This is a genomic window from Enterobacter sp. HSTU-ASh6 (genome assembly GCF_026319105.1).
GTDB lineage: Bacteria > Pseudomonadota > Gammaproteobacteria > Enterobacterales > Enterobacteriaceae > Enterobacter > Enterobacter sichuanensis.
Genome location: NZ_WSPD01000014.1, coordinates 1 through 17,765, shown reverse-complemented (window position 1 = coordinate 17,765; position 17,765 = coordinate 1). Strand labels below are relative to the sequence as shown.

General features: G+C 54.6%; 21 protein-coding genes, 1 tRNA gene and 1 rRNA gene. 13 read left to right on the top strand and 10 right to left on the bottom strand.

Annotated elements, in window-relative coordinates:
- Positions 1-2 precede the first annotated feature (2 nt).
- Both frdC and frdD read left to right on the top strand, forming a co-directional pair.
- Positions 3-398, top strand: coding sequence for a fumarate reductase subunit FrdC (gene frdC / locus GM298_RS16690; RefSeq protein ID WP_025758238.1), 396 nt, complete (start codon positions 3-5; stop codon positions 396-398).
- Between the two features lie 10 nt (positions 399-408).
- Positions 409-768 (top strand): fumarate reductase subunit FrdD, encoded by a 360-nt coding sequence (frdD, locus tag GM298_RS16685; protein ID WP_000609653.1) that lies wholly within the window; start codon positions 409-411, stop codon positions 766-768.
- Between the two features lie 29 nt (positions 769-797).
- Here the strand turns inward: frdD and ampR are convergent, their stop codons facing one another.
- Positions 798-1,673 carry a LysR family transcriptional regulator AmpR gene (ampR, locus tag GM298_RS16680; RefSeq protein ID WP_025758237.1) on the bottom strand — a complete coding sequence of 292 codons (876 nt, stop codon included), beginning with the start codon at positions 1,671-1,673 and terminating at the stop codon, positions 798-800.
- Positions 1,674-1,805: 132 nt separating this feature from the next.
- Here ampR and blaACT point away from each other — a divergent pair, with 132 nt between their 5' ends.
- Both blaACT and GM298_RS16670 read left to right on the top strand, forming a co-directional pair.
- Positions 1,806-2,951, top strand: coding sequence for an ACT family cephalosporin-hydrolyzing class C beta-lactamase (gene blaACT / locus GM298_RS16675; RefSeq protein ID WP_266154622.1), 1,146 nt, complete (start codon positions 1,806-1,808; stop codon positions 2,949-2,951).
- Positions 2,952-3,057: 106 nt separating this feature from the next.
- Positions 3,058-3,588, top strand: coding sequence for a lipocalin family protein (locus tag GM298_RS16670; RefSeq protein WP_025758235.1), 531 nt, complete (start codon positions 3,058-3,060; stop codon positions 3,586-3,588).
- On the opposite strand, the gene sugE is transcribed toward GM298_RS16670, so the two are convergent.
- Positions 3,585-3,902, bottom strand: a complete 318-nt coding sequence (sugE, locus tag GM298_RS16665) for a quaternary ammonium compound efflux SMR transporter SugE (RefSeq protein ID WP_006178944.1) — start codon at positions 3,900-3,902, stop codon at positions 3,585-3,587. The two genes, GM298_RS16670 and sugE, sit on opposite strands and share 4 nt — an antisense overlap.
- 261 nt (positions 3,903-4,163) lie before the next feature.
- On the opposite strand from sugE, the gene GM298_RS16660 reads away from it, so the two are divergent.
- Complete coding sequence (locus GM298_RS16660; RefSeq protein WP_095450406.1) at positions 4,164-4,763, top strand: helix-turn-helix transcriptional regulator; 600 nt, start codon at positions 4,164-4,166, stop codon at positions 4,761-4,763.
- Positions 4,764-4,800: 37 nt separating this feature from the next.
- Here GM298_RS16660 and ecnB read toward each other — a convergent pair whose 3' ends face one another.
- The 3 genes from ecnB to efp form a co-directional block, all read right to left on the bottom strand.
- Positions 4,801-4,947, bottom strand: a complete 147-nt coding sequence (ecnB, locus tag GM298_RS16655) for a lipoprotein toxin entericidin B (RefSeq protein ID WP_003025482.1) — start codon at positions 4,945-4,947, stop codon at positions 4,801-4,803.
- A 108-nt stretch (positions 4,948-5,055) separates the two neighbouring features.
- Entirely contained in the window at positions 5,056-5,187 is a 132-nt protein-coding gene (locus GM298_RS16650) for an entericidin A/B family lipoprotein (protein ID WP_045286609.1), read from the bottom strand.
- Between the two features lie 48 nt (positions 5,188-5,235).
- Positions 5,236-5,802: an elongation factor P gene (gene efp / locus GM298_RS16645; RefSeq protein ID WP_025758229.1), complete on the bottom strand. Its 567-nt coding sequence runs from the start codon at positions 5,800-5,802 to the stop codon at positions 5,236-5,238.
- A 40-nt stretch (positions 5,803-5,842) separates the two neighbouring features.
- Between efp and epmB the strand changes: the two genes are divergently transcribed.
- Positions 5,843-6,871: an EF-P beta-lysylation protein EpmB gene (epmB, locus tag GM298_RS16640; RefSeq protein WP_025758227.1), complete on the top strand. Its 1,029-nt coding sequence runs from the start codon at positions 5,843-5,845 to the stop codon at positions 6,869-6,871.
- Positions 6,872-6,932: 61 nt separating this feature from the next.
- Here epmB and GM298_RS16635 read toward each other — a convergent pair whose 3' ends face one another.
- From GM298_RS16635 to GM298_RS16625, 3 genes are all read right to left on the bottom strand, one after another.
- Positions 6,933-7,286, bottom strand: a complete 354-nt coding sequence (locus GM298_RS16635; protein WP_025758226.1) for a DUF4156 domain-containing protein — start codon at positions 7,284-7,286, stop codon at positions 6,933-6,935.
- A gap of 134 nt (positions 7,287-7,420) precedes the next feature.
- Positions 7,421-9,064, bottom strand: coding sequence for a chaperonin GroEL (groL, locus tag GM298_RS16630; protein ID WP_025758225.1), 1,644 nt, complete (start codon positions 9,062-9,064; stop codon positions 7,421-7,423).
- Positions 9,065-9,095: 31 nt separating this feature from the next.
- On the bottom strand, positions 9,096-9,389 hold the full coding sequence (locus GM298_RS16625; RefSeq protein WP_003855929.1) for a co-chaperone GroES: 294 nt from the start codon (positions 9,387-9,389) through the stop codon (positions 9,096-9,098).
- A gap of 179 nt (positions 9,390-9,568) precedes the next feature.
- Here GM298_RS16625 and yjeH point away from each other — a divergent pair, with 179 nt between their 5' ends.
- Entirely contained in the window at positions 9,569-10,789 is a 1,221-nt protein-coding gene (yjeH, locus tag GM298_RS16620) for an L-methionine/branched-chain amino acid transporter (RefSeq protein ID WP_266154618.1), read from the top strand.
- A gap of 36 nt (positions 10,790-10,825) precedes the next feature.
- Here the strand turns inward: yjeH and GM298_RS16615 are convergent, their stop codons facing one another.
- A complete protein-coding gene (locus GM298_RS16615; protein ID WP_025758222.1) occupies positions 10,826-11,290 on the bottom strand; it encodes an FxsA family protein in 465 nt (154 codons plus the stop codon).
- 335 nt (positions 11,291-11,625) lie between these two features.
- Between GM298_RS16615 and aspA the strand changes: the two genes are divergently transcribed.
- The 6 genes from aspA (at position 11,626) to GM298_RS16585 (ending at position 17,421) form a co-directional block, all read left to right on the top strand.
- A complete protein-coding gene (gene aspA / locus GM298_RS16610) occupies positions 11,626-13,062 on the top strand; it encodes an aspartate ammonia-lyase (protein WP_003855923.1) in 1,437 nt (478 codons plus the stop codon).
- A gap of 116 nt (positions 13,063-13,178) precedes the next feature.
- Positions 13,179-14,480: an anaerobic C4-dicarboxylate transporter gene (locus GM298_RS16605; RefSeq protein ID WP_013095257.1), complete on the top strand. Its 1,302-nt coding sequence runs from the start codon at positions 13,179-13,181 to the stop codon at positions 14,478-14,480.
- 113 nt (positions 14,481-14,593) lie between these two features.
- Positions 14,594-14,917: a divalent cation tolerance protein CutA gene (gene cutA, locus GM298_RS16600; RefSeq protein WP_025758221.1), complete on the top strand. Its 324-nt coding sequence runs from the start codon at positions 14,594-14,596 to the stop codon at positions 14,915-14,917.
- Positions 14,893-16,602, top strand: coding sequence for a protein-disulfide reductase DsbD (locus tag GM298_RS16595; RefSeq protein ID WP_266154616.1), 1,710 nt, complete (start codon positions 14,893-14,895; stop codon positions 16,600-16,602). Before cutA ends, GM298_RS16595 begins: the two co-directional genes overlap by 25 nt.
- A 49-nt stretch (positions 16,603-16,651) precedes the next feature.
- Entirely contained in the window at positions 16,652-17,227 is a 576-nt protein-coding gene (locus GM298_RS16590) for a transcriptional regulator (protein WP_025758219.1), read from the top strand.
- Positions 17,228-17,345: 118 nt separating this feature from the next.
- Positions 17,346-17,421, top strand: a tRNA-Phe gene (locus GM298_RS16585).
- 229 nt (positions 17,422-17,650) lie between these two features.
- Here the strand turns inward: GM298_RS16585 and rrf are convergent.
- Positions 17,651-17,765: ribosomal RNA gene (gene rrf / locus GM298_RS16580) — 5S ribosomal RNA — on the bottom strand.

The window sequence follows — 17,765 nt, the reverse complement described above, 5'->3', positions numbered from 1 at the left end:
TGATGACGACTAAACGCAAAGCCTATGTGCGGCCAGTGCCGTCCACCTGGTGGAAAAATCTGCCGTTTTATCGCTTCTACATGCTGCGTGAAGGCACGGCAGTACCGGCGGTCTGGTTCAGCCTGGAGCTGATGTATGGGGTATTTGCCCTCAAGCATGGCCCGGAAGCCTGGGCGAATTTTGTTGGCTTCCTGCAAAACCCAATCATTGTCGTGCTGAACCTGATTGTGCTCGCGGCTGCGCTGCTTCATACCAAAACCTGGTTTGAACTGGCGCCAAAAGCGGCGAATATCATCATTAAAGACGAGAAAATGGGGCCAGAACCCGTCATTAAAGGGCTCTGGGCAGTGACAGTTCTCGTCACTGTGGTCATTCTGTTTGTCGCACTGTTCTGGTAAGGAGACTACTGTGATCAATCCAAATCCAAAACGTTCTGACGAGCCGGTTTTCTGGGGTCTGTTTGGCGCAGGCGGCATGTGGAGTGCCATCATCGCTCCTGTCATCATCCTGCTGGTGGGCATTATGCTGCCACTGGGGCTGTTTCCGGGCGATGCGCTGAGCTACGAACGCGTCCTGGCGTTCGCAAGCAGCTTTATCGGTCGCGTGTTCATCTTCCTGATGATCGTCCTGCCGCTGTGGTGTGGACTGCACCGTATTCATCATGCGATGCATGACCTGAAAATCCATGTCCCGAGCGGCAAATGGGTGTTCTACGGTCTGGCGACCATCCTGACCGTGGTGACGCTGATTGCCGTGGTCACGATCTGACTCCTCTGGCCCGCCGTCCGGCGGGCCTGTTATTTCTGCATTTTCCCCACCAGCCACTGGGTAAACTCACACATTGCCGGGGTTTCGGCTCGTGACTGCAGCCTCGTGAGCCAGTAACTGCCGAGGTCAATCTGCGTCGTAAAAGGTTGCACAATGCGCTCGCTGTTCAGCAGATGGGTAAACATATTAACGGGGGCAATAGCAATACCGGTGCCTGCCTGCGCGGCTTCCAGCATGGTCACAGACGAATCAAATACCATCACGCGGTGCGTTGGTGAAGGAGCGTTTTCTCCTGCCGCCTGCATCCATGCGCTCCACTCATCGCGCCGGTAAGAGCGCAGCAGGGTAAACTTCAGGATATCGGCCGGGGTCTGCAACGCGGCAGCGATGTCAGGCGTGCAGAGCGGCGCCAGCGGCGCAGAACAAAGAAACGTCGCTTCCGTACCGTGCCACGCTCCCCCGCCATAACGGATGGTGTAATCAAGCCCTTCGGCTGCCGGATCGACGCGATTGTTGTGAGTCGAAAGTTGAAGATCAATATGTGGATAGCAGCGGCGAAAATCATCCAGCTGCGACAATAACATTCCGGTGGCAAACGTCCCCACCACGCCAATTTTCAGCTTCTCCTGCGCCCGATGGCTGGCAAAACGATCCAGCATACCGGCGATACGGTCGAACGAATCATTCAGTACCGGCAGCAGGTTCTCGCCTTCTGTGGTCAACATCAGCCCGCGCGACACGCGGACAAACAGCTGGCAGTTCAGGTGCTGCTCCAGCGCCTTCACATGCTGGCTGATCGCGGAATGGGTGACATTCAGTTCGATAGCGGCATGCGTAAAACTAAGGTGTCTGGCGGCAGCTTCGAACGCCCGAAGCGAATTGAGGGGAAGATAGCTGCGTGTCATGGTCTCGTCCGTTAGAAAAATTAACAGCTAATGCTAAATTTAACCGTTTGTCAGCCACAGTCAAATCCAACAGACTACAGTGGTCTGACGGGCCCGGACACTCCCTCGAACTGCGATTATGGAAGATAACTGATGATGAAAAAATCCCTAAGTTGTGCCCTGCTGCTCAGCGTTGCCTGCTCTGCCTTCGCCGCCCCCATGTCAGAAAAACAGCTGGCTAAAGTGGTGGAGCGTGCCGTTACGCCGCTGATGAACGCGCAGGCCATTCCGGGTATGGCGGTGGCGGTAATTTATCAGGGTCAGCCGCACTACTTTACCTTTGGTAAAGCGGATGTCGCGGCGAATAAACCTGTTACGCCTCTAACCTTGTTCGAGCTGGGCTCTATAAGTAAAACCTTCACCGGCGTATTGGGTGGCGATGCGATTGCTCGCGGTGAAATCTCACTGGGCGATCCAGTGAAAAGGTACTGGCCTGAACTGACAGGAAAACAGTGGCAGGGCATTCGCATGCTGGATCTGGCAACCTATACCGCAGGGGGGTTGCCGTTACAGGTACCGGATGACGTCACTGACAACGCCTCTCTGCTGCGCTTTTATCAAAACTGGCAGCCGCAGTGGAAGCCGGGCACCACGCGTCTTTATGCCAACGCCAGCATCGGTCTTTTTGGTGCTCTCGCGGTTAAACCTTCCGGCATGAGTTTTGAAGAGGCCATGACGAAGCGGGTCTTTAAGCCGCTCAGGCTCGACCATACGTGGATTAACGTACCAAAAGCGGAAGAGGCGCATTACGCCTGGGGATACCGTGACGGTAAAGCGGTACACGTTTCTCCAGGGATGCTGGACGCTGAAGCCTATGGCATAAAAACCAACGTGAAAGATATGGCGAGCTGGGTGATGGCAAACATGGCCCCCGATGCCCTTCAGGATAGCTCTCTCAAACAAGGGATAGCCCTGGCACAGTCCCGCTACTGGCGCGTGGGTGCCATGTATCAGGGGTTAGGCTGGGAAATGCTGAACTGGCCGGTCGATGCCAAAACCGTGATCGGGGGCAGCGACAATAAGGTGGCGCTGGCGCCGTTGCCTGCCAGAGAAGTCAATCCCCCGGTACCGCCGGTTAAGGCCTCTTGGGTACACAAAACGGGTTCAACCGGTGGGTTTGGGAGCTACGTGGCATTTATTCCTGAAAAACAGCTCGGCATTGTGATGCTGGCGAATAAAAGCTATCCGAATCCGGCACGCGTTGAGACGGCATACCGTATCCTCGACGCGCTGCAGTAAAACAGTGCCGGGTGGCGACTTCGCCGCCCGGTGAAACACACCGCACAATCCGCCGCATTTTTCCTGCTGTCATCTACACTTAACAAAAAACAGTAAGGAAACTCCTATGCGCATTCTGCCTGTTATCGCCGCGGTGACAGCCGCGTTTTTAGTGGTTGCCTGCAGTTCCCCTACCCCACCTCCTGGCGTAACCGTCGTCACGCCTTTTGATGCACAACGCTTCCTCGGAACATGGTATGAAATCGCGCGTCTCGACCATCGGTTTGAGCAGGGCTTAGAGAAGGTTACGGCGCATTACAGCCCGCTGGATGATGGCGGTATTCAGGTGATCAACCGTGGCTATAATCCCGACAGGGAGATGTGGCAACAGTCGGTTGGGAAAGCGTACTTCACCGGCGATCCGCGAAGAGCCGCGCTCAAAGTCTCGTTCTTTGGCCCCTTCTATGGCGGGTATAACGTGATCGCCCTCGACAGAGAGTATCGCCATGCCCTGGTCTGCGGGCCGGATCGCAACTACCTGTGGATACTCTCCCGCACGCCAACGCTTTCATCGGAGATGAAACAGCAGATGCTGGACGTCGCGACCCGGCAAGGGTTTGATGTGTCAAAACTCATCTGGGTAAAACAACCCCATTAATGGGTGCTGAGTTTCAGCCCAATGATCCCGGCAACAATCAGCGCGAGGCTGGCAATGCGTGCCAGACTCGCTGACTCACCGAGCAGCAGGATCCCCGTGATGGCAGCGCCCACCGCACCAATGCCCGTCCAGACGGCATACGCGGTCCCCACAGGCAGCGATCGCATCGCCCAGGACAACAATACAATACTCACTATCATCGCGGTCACGGTAATGACGCTGGGCGTCAGGCGGGTAAAGCCGTGAGTGTATTTGAGGCCAATCGCCCACACCACTTCGAGCAGACCGGCAATGAAAAGAATGATCCAGGACATTTCAGGCTCCTTAACTTAATGCAAGTTGGGGCCGTCCCCGGTGAAAGAAACGCTTACGGGTCGTCCCGTAAGGCAGAGATTACGCCCCCTATTGTGGTTAGCGAGAGATTTTTTTTCAATCCCTTTTTGCTGAACACGTTAAGGCAAGAAATAGCCGCAGTAAGGCGCGTAGTTCCGGCATTTAGCACTCATCCGACTTCTCTATGATGATATGCTTTCTGATGGCAGGAAGCCAAACCACTAGCCGACTGCGAATAAAATATGTTCAAAATTCTTTTGATTGACCGTTGTCACTTCACCCGCGCGGGGTTTGAAGCATGGCTCAATCATTCCGGTTTGTTCCCGGGACACTATGTTGTGACCGGCCTGAATAATCTTTTCCTGGCCAGGGAGCATATTCTGCAATGGAAACCCACGCTGGTTATCGCTGACCTGTTCGGCTTCAGGCAGGAGATTCACCATGTTCAGCAGCTCTCTTCTTTGCTTAATGCCAGTGAACGGTTACCGTTTATTTTGCTGCAATCGGGCGAGGACAGCGGCATGACAGACTGGCTCGGGCAGTTCCCGGTATGGTCGTCGTTGCTGAAAAACGCCAGTCTTGAAGAAGTGGCTACGGCCATCAACGATGCATTAATCTCGCGCGCAAGCGCCGACAGACCAACGATGGCGGCTCCCTTGCTGACCCGACAGGAAGAGAAAGTACTGACGTTATGGATGGATGGCGCCAGCAATCAGAAGATTGCCGCTCACCTGAGTATCAACGGCAAAACGGTCTATACCTATAAACGCAATATTCGTATGAAGTTGCATATGGATACGCGTTTTTCACCGTTTTTATCCCTGCAGGAATCGGAAAGCTGACGGTACGAAACCCGTGTGGTCCCGTACCGTTTATGCATTACTGCTGAGCTTTTGTTGCCGCACCAGAGATTGCGCTACCACCTTCAGAAATATCCTGACCGACGCCGCGCGTGGTATTACAGGCTGTTAATACTGAAGAAAGTACCAGGACTGAAAAGATCGCTGCAATTGTCTTCTTAACCATAATATCTTCCTTTTATAGCCAAAGTTGTTTTGTGTATAGCAACTTAAGAATAGACAAGATCCCGCCACTTGACGGAAAAGGAAGCATTTTTAGGAAAATTAGACGAACTTAGCTGGCGGCGTGCGAAATGATATGGCCGAGATCCTGGATGTCTTGTCCCATGCCACGCGTGGTGTTGCAGCCGGAAAGCAATACAGCGGAGAGCGCTAACAGAAGCAGAATTTTAACGGTACGTTTCATCATCCCTGCCTGCAAAAAACAGGCGCAGCGGGCGCTGCACCCTTATGATTACTTCACGCGTGATACGTATTCGCCGGAGCGGGTATCCACTTTGATCACTTCGCCAGTCTGTACGAACAGAGGAACCTTAACCACAGCGCCGGTAGACAGCGTGGCTGGTTTACCGCCGGTACCTGCGGTGTCACCTTTCAGGCCTGGATCGGTTTCAACGATTTCCAGCTCAACAAAGTTAGGTGGAGTCACTGCGATAGGCTGGCCGTTCCACAGGGTAACGATGCACTCAGCCTGATCCAGCAGCCATTTGGCATTGTCGCCAATGGCTTTCGCGTCAGCAGACAGCTGCTCGAAGGTTTCGTTGTTCATGAAGTGCCAGAACTCACCGTCGTTGTACAGGTAAGTCAGGTTCATATCAACAACATCAGCGCCTTCTGCGGAGTCAGTAGACTTGAAGGTTTTCTCAACACGGGTACCGGTCAGCAGGCGGCGCAGCTTAACGCGTGCGAATGCCTGGCCTTTACCTGGTTTAACGAATTCGCTGGCTTCAACCGCGTACGGTTCGCCGTCCATCATGATTTTAAGACCAGCACGAAAATCGTTGCTATAGTACGTTGCCATAAGGCCCTCTAAATTTGTTAACTGGTAGCTAAGCCACAAAATGGCGCATATTGTAACCCTAAACACCCCGTCCAGAGAAGATTGGTTATCGCAACTTGCCGATGTAATCACCAGTCCTGATGAATTGCTGCGTCTTTTAGACCTCGATCAGCACCCAGAGTTGCTTGCAGGCCGGGAGGCTAAGCGCCTCTTTGCCCTGCGCGTTCCCCGCGCGTTTGTTGCCAGAATGGAGAAAGGCAACCCAGACGATCCTTTGTTAAAACAGACGCTTACTTCTCAGGATGAGTTCATTACCGCGCCGGGCTACAGTACCGATCCGCTGGAAGAACAGAACAGCGTAGTGCCAGGTTTATTGCACAAGTACCTCAACCGCGCCCTGCTGCTGGTAAAAGGCGGCTGTGCGGTAAATTGTCGTTATTGCTTCCGTCGGCACTTCCCGTATGCCGAAAACCAGGGCAATAAACGCAACTGGCAGGTCGCGCTGGACTATATCACCGCCCATCCGGAGCTGGATGAGATTATTTTTTCCGGTGGCGACCCGCTGATGGCGAAAGATCATGAGCTGGACTGGCTACTGACTCAGCTTGAAGCCATCCCGCACATTAAGCGTCTGCGCATTCACAGCCGTTTACCGATTGTCATTCCGGCACGTGTCACTGACGCTCTGGTGGCGCGACTGGAGCAGTCCCGGTTGCAGGTGCTGCTGGTAAATCATATTAACCACGCCAATGAAATTGACGATGCATTTCGCGCGGCGATGTCGCGTCTGCGTAAGGCGGGGGTAACGCTGTTGAACCAGAGCGTTCTGCTGCGTGGCGTGAATGATAGCGCCCGCGTACTGGCTGACCTGAGCAATGCCCTGTTTGATGCAGGCGTGTTGCCCTATTACCTGCACGTGCTTGATCGCGTTCAGGGCGCAGCCCATTTCATGGTGACGGATGAAGAGGCCCGGCAGATCGTGCGTGAACTGCTAACGCTGGTGTCAGGCTATATGGTGCCGAAGCTGGCACGTGAGATTGGCGGTGAGCCGAGCAAGACGCCGCTGGATTTGCAGCTAAGGCAGAGCTAAAAAGGCAGGTGGCGCTACGCTTACCTGCCCTACAGGTGCTAAGGGTGAGAGTAGAAGGCGATCAGTTCGGGCACTTGTAGACCTGGCCACTCATCTGGCTGGCCGTGGGCACGAAGCTGGACAGCATTCCCTGCGTTGGGCTGCTCACGCCGTAAATCACGTTACCGCCCATTGCCGCAGCCTGGTTACGCAGGGCATTCGCCGCACCGCGCATTGAACCGCCCTCTTCGCCATGCTGGCCTGACATCCAGTTACTTTGCTCACCGGTTGCCGTGCCTAACAGCTGGCATTCGTTGCCCGGCTTATCTTCTACAAAGCGAACACCCTGGCCCGCTGCCGACAGCTCATTGCTGGAACTACAACCTGCCAGCAGCAACGCTGCCCCTACGATCCCTGCACAGACTTTTACGCGCATGTTATTCCTCGTTTTCAATAAGCTGGACAGTAGTTGTCCGTGTGTAAATCTTATACCTAAAAGATGACCAAAAGAAAAACCCCCGAGCATTTCTGCCCGGGGGTTTTTCACATTCTAAGCGGTAAAGCGCACGATTACATCATGCCGCCCATACCGCCCATGCCGCCCATACCTGCAGCACCTAAATCTGGTGCATCGCCTTTAGGCAGGTCGGTCACCATGCACTCGGTAGTGATCATCAGGCCCGCTACAGATGCCGCGTACTGCAGAGCAGAACGGGTCACTTTAGTTGGGTCCAGGATACCGAAGTCAATCATGTTGCCGTATTCTTCAGTGGCTGCGTTGTAACCGTAGTTACCTTCGCCCGCTTTCACTTTGTTCGCCACGACGGATGGCTCTTCACCGGCGTTGGACACGATCTGACGCAGAGGAGCTTCCATTGCGCGCAGCGCAACTTTGATACCCACGTTCTGATCTTCGTTCTGCGCAGTCAGGCCAGCCAGTTTCGCGGCAACGCGCACCAGCGCAACACCACCACCCGCAACAACGCCTTCTTCTACCGCAGCACGGGTCGCGTGCAGGGCATCGTCAACGCGCGCTTTCTTCTCTTTCATTTCAACTTCGGTCGCAGCACCTACTTTGATTACCGCAACACCGCCTGCCAGTTTCGCTACGCGCTCCTGCAGTTTTTCACGGTCGTAATCGGAAGTCGCTTCTTCGATCTGCTTACGGATCTGACCCACACGGCCCTGAATAGCGGCTTCTTCACCCACGCCATCGATGATGGTGGTGGTGTCTTTGTTGATCACAACGCGTTTTGCCTGGCCCAGGTCTTCCAGGGTCGCTTTTTCCAGCTCCATACCGATCTCTTCAGAGATCACGGTACCGCCGGTCAGGGTAGCGATATCCTGCAGCATCGCTTTACGGCGATCGCCGAAGCCAGGTGCTTTAACCGCAGCCACTTTCACGATGCCGCGCATGGTGTTGACCACCAGCGTTGCCAGCGCTTCGCCTTCAACATCTTCAGCGATGATAACCAGCGGTTTGCCTGCTTTTGCAACGGCTTCCAGCACTGGCAGCATTTCGCGGATGTTGGAGATTTTCTTGTCAGCCAGCAGGATGAACGGGCTTTCCAGCTCAACAGCGCCAGTTTCTGGCTTGTTGATGAAGTATGGAGACAGGTAACCGCGGTCGAACTGCATACCTTCAACCACGTCCAGTTCGTCTTCCAGACCGGTACCGTCTTCAACGGTGATAACGCCTTCTTTACCGACTTTGTCCATCGCTTCTGCGATCAGTTTACCCACGGTTTCGTCGGAGTTAGCGGAGATGGTACCTACCTGAGCAATGGCTTTAGAGTCAGAGCACGGTACGGACAGTGCTTTCAGTTCTTCAACAGCAGCAGCGACAGCTTTGTCGATACCACGTTTCAAATCCATTGGGTTCATGCCTGCCGCAACGGCTTTCAGACCTTCGGTGATGATCGCCTGCGCCAGTACGGTCGCGGTGGTGGTACCGTCGCCTGCAGCGTCGTTCGCTTTAGAGGCAACTTCTTTCACCATCTGCGCACCCATGTTTTCGAACTTGTCTTCCAGCTCGATTTCACGTGCAACAGACACACCATCTTTAGTGATGGTTGGCGCGCCGAAGGATTTATCCAGCACTACGTTGCGGCCTTTCGGGCCCAGGGTCACTTTAACTGCATCTGCCAGTACGTTTACGCCGCGGAGCATTTTTACACGAGCGTCGTTACCGAATTTTACGTCTTTAGCTGCCATGTTCTTATTTCCTCAAATTCTCGTGCGTAAATTACGCTTCAACAATTGCCAGAATGTCGCTCTCGGACATGATCAACACTTCTTCATTGTCGATCTTCTCGGATTTCACGCCGTAGCCATCGTTGAAAATTACGATGTCACCAACTTTAACGTCCAGTGGCTGCACAGTTCCGTTTTCCAGGATGCGGCCCTTACCGACAGCGATGATTTCGCCACGCGTTGATTTGGCTGCTGCAGAACCGGTCAGAACGATACCGCCAGCAGACTTGGTTTCAACTTCTTTACGTTTGACGATCACACGATCATGTAACGGACGAATACTCATTGATAGCTCTCCTTTGAGAAAGTCATTATCAGTTATGGATGACGCCGGCCCGCATGCGGTTTTCCGACTAGTGCCCTGAGAGATGGGGATAGCTTTTTACCCCTTCAAGGGGGAGTTGAAAAAAAAATTTGCGAAAGTGTTACCATCGCCTCTCTTTTGGTATTGGCTGGGCGATGTCAATGAGTGGACTCAAGCAGGAACTGGGGCTGGCGCAAGGCGTTGGCCTGCTCTCAACCTCCTTGTTAGGAACGGGCGTGTTCGCCGTACCCGCACTGGCGGCACTGGTAGCCGGCAATAACAGTCTGTGGGCGTGGCCCGTTCTGATTGTGCTGGTTTTCCCGATTGCCATTGTGTTTGCCATCCTGGGGCGGCATTTCCCCAGCGCGGGCGGCGTGGCGCATTTTGTCGGGCTGGCCTTTGGCCCGCGACTGGAGCGTGTGACCGGCTGGCTGTTTCTCTCCGTCATTCCAGTTGGGCTGCCTGCGGCGTTGCATATTGCGACCGGCTTTGGCCAGGCGCTGTTTGGCTGGCATGACGAGCAACTGCTGCTGGCCGAACTGGGTACGCTGGCTATCGTCTGGTGGGTGGGTTCGCGCGGAGCCAGCTCCAGCGCCAACCTGCAGACACTGGTTGCGGTGCTGATTGTCGCGCTCGTTGCCGCTATCTGGTGGGCGGGCGATATCACCGTAAAAGAGATCCCCTTCCCGGCCGTGACAGACATCGACCACTCACAGCTTTTTGCCGCGCTCTCCGTCATGTTCTGGTGCTTTGTCGGTCTGGAAGCCTTTGCCCATCTGGCGTCGGAATTTAAGCAGCCTGAACGTGATTTTCCCCGCGCGCTGATGATAGGCCTGCTGCTGGCAGGCACGGTCTACTGGGCTTGTACCGTGCTGGTGTTGCACTTCAACGCTTTCGGAGCGGATCTCGCCGCCGCGGCATCACTGCCGGGTATCGTGGTTGAACTGTTTGGCGTGAAGGCGCTCTGGATCGCCTGCGTTATTGGCTATCTGGCCTGTTTTGCCAGCCTGAATATTTACATCCAGAGCTTTGCCCGTCTGGTGTGGTCACAGGCGCGAGAGAAACCCCGGAGCCGCCTTGCGCGTCTGTCTAAACGTCAGTTTCCCTTGAATGCCCTGAATGCCGTGCTGGGCTGCTGCGTGGTGAGTACGCTGTGCATTTACGCACTGAAGATCAATCTGGACGCGCTCATCGTCTACGCCAACGGTATTTTCATCATGATCTATCTGCTGTGCATGCTGGCGGGTTGCCGTCTGCTGAGCGGTCGCTATAAAGCCCTGGCCGCGGTGGGAGGTATGCTTTGCCTGCTGTTACTGGCGATGGTGGGGTGGAAAAGTCTGTACGCCATTATCATGCTGGCGGGGCTGTGGCTGGCGCTTTAACAGGCCCGGTAAGCGAAGCGCCACCGGGCAACAAAATCACCGATCGTCTTTGTGATCTAAACGGTCGTGTTGTTCATCCTTACGCTGATACTCCCCTTCAAAGGTATCCCCTGGCCCGGTACTAAAACCACCGCCCGGCATACGGCTAAAGCGCAGATGCGGCAGCAGCTTCATGGTCAGGTGCTTTTGCACCGGCGGCAGTAGCAGCAGAAGGCCGAGGAAGTCGGTGAAGAACCCCGGCAGGATCAGCAGCAGACCGGCAATAATCAGCGATACGCTTTTGATCATCTCTGCTGCCGGGCTTTCGCCTGCGGCCATCTTCTGCTGCATTATCAGGAAATTTTTGAAGCCCTGGTTACGCACCAGCGACATGCCGATGACGGAGGTGAAAATCACCAGAATCAGGGTCAGCAGGACGCCCAGCACATGGGCGACCTGGATGAAAATGGAAATCTCAATGTAAACATAGAGAAAGAAAGCGATAAACGGTATCCAGCGCACTGGCATCTCCTGTGTGGCAGGGGCCATCAAGCCCCTGTCTGAATGTGTTCGCGACGCGCGTTCGTATGAGATGGTGACGGTTAGCGAAAATTCAATCAGTTTGCACGGATATTTTTTTTGGAAATATTAAAGCGGTGACTCATTTCACAGATTAATAATTATCATGGAATCGGGTCGATAATAAGTGATCCAGATTACGGCAATTCGCTATCATCAGCATATGATCTCGGGCATCTGGCTGATTGAGGGAATAATCGTCGGCCAGAAAATATTCAAAACCACATAAATACTGTGTGTTTAGTACAATCCATCGGCAGCTTGAAAAGAAGGTTCACATGTTAAACAACATTCGTATCGAAGAAGACTTGTTGGGTACCAGGGAAGTTCCAGCGGATGCCTACTACGGTGTCCACACTCTGAGAGCGATTGAAAACTTCTACATCAGCAACAGCAAAATCAGCGACATCCCTGAGTTTGTCCGTGGCATGGTGATGGTGAAGAAAGCCGCAGCACTGGCCAACAAAGAGCTGCAAACCATTCCTAAAAGCGCGGCAAATGCGATTATCGCGGCCTGCGATGAAGTGCTGAACAACGGCAAATGCATGGACCAGTTCCCGGTTGACGTCTATCAGGGCGGCGCGGGTACCTCCGTCAACATGAATACCAACGAAGTACTGGCAAACATTGGCCTGGAGCTGATGGGTCACCAGAAAGGTGAATACCAGTACCTGAACCCGAACGACCACGTGAACAAATGCCAGTCCACCAACGACGCCTACCCTACCGGCTTCCGTATCGCGGTGTATGCCTCTGTGGTGAAACTGGTGGACGCGATCAACCAGCTGGGCGATGGCTTCCAGCGCAAAGCGGTTGAGTTCCAGGATATCCTGAAAATGGGTCGTACCCAGCTGCAGGACGCGGTGCCAATGACCCTCGGTCAGGAGTTCCACGCGTTTAACGTGCTGCTGAATGAAGAAACGAAAAACCTGCTGCGCACCTCCGAACTGCTGCTGGAAGTGAACCTGGGCGCCACCGCCATCGGTACACGTCTGAACACCCCGGACGGCTATCAGCAGCTGGCGGTACAGAAGCTGGCGGAAGTTTCTAACCTGCCAGTTGTGCCTGCAGAAGACCTGATTGAAGCCACCTCAGACTGCGGCGCCTACGTCATGGTACACAGCGCCCTGAAACGTCTGGCGGTGAAACTGTCCAAAATTTGTAATGACCTGCGCCTGCTCTCTTCCGGCCCGCGCGCTGGCCTGAACGAAATCAACCTGCCAGAACTGCAGGCGGGTTCCTCCATCATGCCGGCCAAAGTAAACCCGGTAGTGCCAGAAGTGGTGAACCAGGTGTGCTTCAAAGTCATCGGTAACGATACGACCGTGACCATGGCCTCCGAAGCGGGTCAGCTGCAGCTGAACGTAATGGAGCCAGTGATTGGTCAGGCGATGTTCGAATCCATCCACATCCTGACTAACGCCTGCTACAACCTGCTGGAAAAATGCATTAACGGCATCACAGCGAATAAAGAAGTCTGTGAAGGTTATGTCTATAACTCCATCGGGATCGTCACTTACCTCAACCCGTTCATCGGTCACCACAACGGCGACATCGTCGGTAAGATTTGCGCCGAAACCGGTAAGAGCGTGCGTGAAGTGGTGCTGGAGCGCGGGCTGTTGACCGAAGCCGAGCTGGACGATATCTTCTCGGCCCAGAACCTGATGCACCCGGCATATAAAGCGAAACGATATACCGATGAAAGCGAACAGTAACCGTTCAGGCTAAGCTTCCGAAAGGCACGTCACTTGTGACGTGCCTTTTTTCTTTTTAGGCGTTACCAAAATACAACAATTCAATATCAACTTGTTAATAAGCAAGGCAGGTCCTTATGTTTGGAGCAGAACTCGTCATCGTCCTGTTGGCGATTTATTTGGGAGCAAGACTCGGGGGTATCGGCATCGGTTTTGCCGGCGGTCTCGGGGTGCTCGTTCTTACCCTTATCTTTCAGATTAAACCCGGCGCTATCCCGTTTGACGTTATCGAAATCATCATGGCCGTTATTGCCGCTATCGCCGCCATGCAGGTGGCTGGCGGCATGGACTATCTGGTCAGTCTGGCGGAGCGTATGCTGCGCCGTCATCCAAAATACATTACCTTCCTTGCTCCGCTGGTGACCTGGTTTATGACCATTCTCGCCGGTACTGGCCACACCGCCTTCTCCACGCTGCCGGTGATTACCGAAGTGGCAAAAGAGCAGGGTATTCGTCCTTCTCGCCCACTCTCTATTGCGGTGGTGGCGTCCCAGATTGCGATAACCGCCTCGCCTATCTCCGCGGCGGTGGTGTTCTTTGCCGGTATCCTGGAACCTATGGGCGTGAGCTACCTGACACTGCTGGCGATCTGTATTCCGGTAACGCTGATTGCGGTGATGATCACCGCCGTGCTGTGTAACTTCCTTGGCGCTGAACTGAAAGACGATCCGGTTTATCAGGAACGCCTTGCCAAGGGTGAAGTGAGCCTGCGCGGCAGCCAGGTCTTCAAGTTGAAGCCACACGCAAAACGTTCTGTGGTGTTGTTCCTGATCGGTATCGTCGCCGTCATGTTCTACGCGACCGCCATCAGTGACACCGTAGGTCTGATCCAGAACCCGGTCCTGCCGCGTAACGAAGCGATCGTTGTATTCATGCTGACCATCGCCACGCTGATTAGCATCACCTGTAAAATTGATACCAGCGAAGTGCTGAACGCCAGCACCTTCAAATCCGGTATGAGCGCCTGTGTGTGCGTGCTGGGTGTAGCCTGGCTGGGTGATACCTTCGTGAAAGCGCACATCAGTGATATCCAGACCGTCGCCGGCGACCTGCTGCACAACTATCCGTGGCTGCTGGCGGTCGTGCTGTTCTTTGCTGCCACTCTGCTTTACTCTCAGGCGGCGACCACCAAAGCGCTGATGCCTGCGGCACTGATGCTGGGCGTAACGCCGTTAACCGCCATCGCCTCGTTTGCTGCCGTCTCTGCCCTGTTCGTGCTGCCAACCTACCCAACCCTGCTGGCGGCGGTAGAGATGGATGACACCGGCTCTACCCGTATCGGTAAGTACGTGTTTAACCATGCATTCCTGATCCCGGGTGTGGTCGCGATTACGCTGTGTGTCATCCTCGGCTTTATCATCGGGGGCGTGGTGCTGTAAACCGTTGCGGGTTGTAAAAATAGTTAAAATTGGGCCGCTCTGCGGCCCGTTTCATTAATGACCCGTTGTCTTGCGTGATATAGTGAAGCCTTTCGTGATGAGGAGGTCGACTTATGAACACGCCTGATGCTGTTGTCGTACTGTGTACCGCCCCTGATGAAGCTTCCGCCCAGGATCTCGCCGCCAAAGTGCTGGCCGAAAAACTGGCCGCCTGCGTAACGCTCCTTCCCGGTGCCACTTCCCTTTACTACTGGGAGGGCAAACTGGAGCAGGAGTACGAAGTCCAGATGTTGCTCAAAACCAATCAGGCGAATCAGCAGGCACTGCTCGACTGCCTCAAATCTCATCATCCTTACCAAACTCCGGAGCTGCTGGTATTGCCCGTGCTCCACGGTGATAACGACTATCTCTCATGGCTCAACGCTTCCTTACGCTGATCCTGCTGCTGTGCAGCACATCAGTCTTTGCCGGGTTGTTTGACGCGCCCGGCCGTTCGAACTTCATTCCGGCCGATCAGGCGTTTGTTTTTGATTTTCAACAAAACCAGCACGACCTGACCCTCACCTGGCAGGTGAAAGAGGGCTATTATCTCTACCGCAAGCAGGTAAGCATTAATCCTGCCCAGGCAAACGTAGGGGTTTTACAACTGCCTGCTGGCGAGTGGCACAAGGACGAGTTTTACGGCAAGAGTGAGATCTACCGCCAGCGCTTAAGCGTGCCTGTTACCGTGAATCAGGCGGATAAAGGCGCGACCCTGACGGTGACCTATCAGGGCTGTGCGGATGCCGGATTCTGCTATCCGCCAGAAACGAAGATCGTTCCGCTCAGCGAAGTGAAAGCTGCTGCCGCCTTTTCCCCTCCCCCCTCTGGGGAGAGGGCTAGGGTGAGGGGAGAAGGCGAAGCCGCGTCAGACCTTCCATTCTCAGCGCTTTGGGCCTTACTGATTGGCATTGGCATTGCCTTTACTCCGTGCGTACTGCCGATGTATCCGCTTATCTCCGGCATCGTGCTGGGGGGTAAGCAACGCCTTTCCACCGCACGCGCCCTGCTGTTGGCCTTTATTTATGTGCAGGGGATGGCGTTAACCTATACCGCCCTTGGCCTTGTGGTTGCCGCTGCGGGGTTACAGTTCCAGGCCGCCCTTCAGCACCCTTACGTGCTGATTGGCTTGTCGGTTGTCTTCATCCTGCTGGCATTGTCGATGTTCGGCCTGTTTACCCTGCAGCTGCCGTCGGCGCTGCAAACCCGTTTAACGTTGATGAGTAACCGTCAGCAAGGGGGATCGGCAGGTGGCGTGTTTGTCATGGGGGCCATCGCCGGATTAATTTGCTCTCCCTGTACCACCGCCCCGCTGAGCGCCATCCTGCTCTATATCGCCCAGAGCGGTAATATGTGGCTTGGGGGCGGGACACTTTATCTCTATGCGCTGGGCATGGGTCTGCCGCTGATGCTGGTGACAGTATTTGGCAACCGCCTGCTGCCAAAGAGCGGCCCGTGGATGGATACGGTGAAAACTGCGTTTGGCTTTGTCATCCTCGCGCTGCCGGTTTTCCTTCTCGAACGCATCATCGGTGACGTCTGGGGTATGCGCCTGTGGGCGATGCTCGGCGTAACCTTCTTTGCCTGGGCGTTTATCGTCAGCCTGGGGGCGAAAAAAGCGTGGATGCGCCTGGTGCAAATTCTTCTGCTCGCCGCCGCGCTGGTGAGCGTACGCCCGCTGCAGGACTGGGCGTTTGGTTCGCCCGTGGGTCAGATGCAGGCGCATCTGAACTTCACCCAGATTAAGAACGTGGAAGAACTCAACAGCGCTCTGGCGGAGGCGAAAGGTAAACCGGTGATGCTCGATCTCTATGCAGACTGGTGTGTCGCCTGCAAAGAATTTGAAAAATACACCTTTAGCGATCCACAGGTGCAACGCGGGCTGAATGAGACGCTGCTGCTCCAGGCAAACGTCACCGCCAACAGTGCGCAGGACAAGGCGCTGTTGAAACACCTTAACGTTCTTGGTCTGCCCACCATTTTGTTCTTCAATGAACAGGGGGAAGAGCAGCCAGAACAGCGTGTCACCGGGTTTATGGATGCAACGGCATTCAGCGCGCATTTGCGCAATCGCCAACCGTAAACAACACTTTAGACGGGACAAACCGTTGGGAATAGCGGAGGAGAAAACCGTGCAACGCGAAGACGTACTGGGACAAGCCCTGCAATTACTTGAGATTCAAGGGATCGCCAGCACCACGCTTGAGATGGTAGCCGACCGTATCGATTACCCCGTGGATGAACTTAAGCGCTTCTGGCCGGATAAAGAGGCGCTGCTTTATGATGCCCTGCGCTATCTCAGCCAGCAGGTTGATGTCTGGCGCAGGCAGCTGATGCTGAATGAAGAGCTGACCGCGGAACAAAAGTTGCTGGCGCGCTATACGGCCCTGACCGAATGCGTCAGCAACAACCGCTATCCGGGTTGTCTGTTCATCGCCGCCTGTACCTATTTCCCCGATCCTGGTCACCCTATCCATCAGTTGGCGGATCAGCAAAAGCGGGCAGCGCATGACTTCACTCACGAGCTGCTGACCCGTCTGGAAGTGGATGACCCGGCAATGGTAGCTAAACAGATGGAGCTGGTGCTGGAAGGCTGCCTGAGCCGTATGCTGGTGAACCGTAGCCAGGCCGATGTGGATACGGCCCACCGCCTGGCGGAAGATATTCTGCGCTTTGCCCAGTGCCGAATGGGTGGGGCGTTGACGTAAGCGTAGTTTAGCTTTTTGCTGCAGAAGCCAGCACATTGCCGTAAAGTTAAGCAGTTGAACCGTTTTTCCCGAAATAGTGTTGACGCCCGGTCGCGATTACGGTTTAATGCGCTCCGTTGCCCGGATAGCTCAGTCGGTAGAGCAGGGGATTGAAAATCCCCGTGTCCTTGGTTCGATTCCGAGTCCGGGCACCACTATTTAAAGAACCCAGCCTATGGCTGGGTTTTTGCTTTTCTGCGTTTATAAATCCCTTCTTTAGTATTCTTGTTTCTCTTTGCCGTGCGATCCATATCCGGTAGCGCTGCGCTTACCGGGCCGACAGGTTTCCTCGGCCGGATAAGGCGAAGCCGTCATCCGGCGTGTTTTCTAACGCCCAAAGCAAAAAACCCCGCACCTTACGGTACGGGGTTCTTCTAAATTGATGCCTGGCAGTTCCCTACTCTCACATGGGGAGACCCCACACTACCATCGGCGCTACGGCGTTTCACTTCTGAGTTCGGCATGGGGTCAGGTGGGACCACCGCGCTAAAGCCGCCAG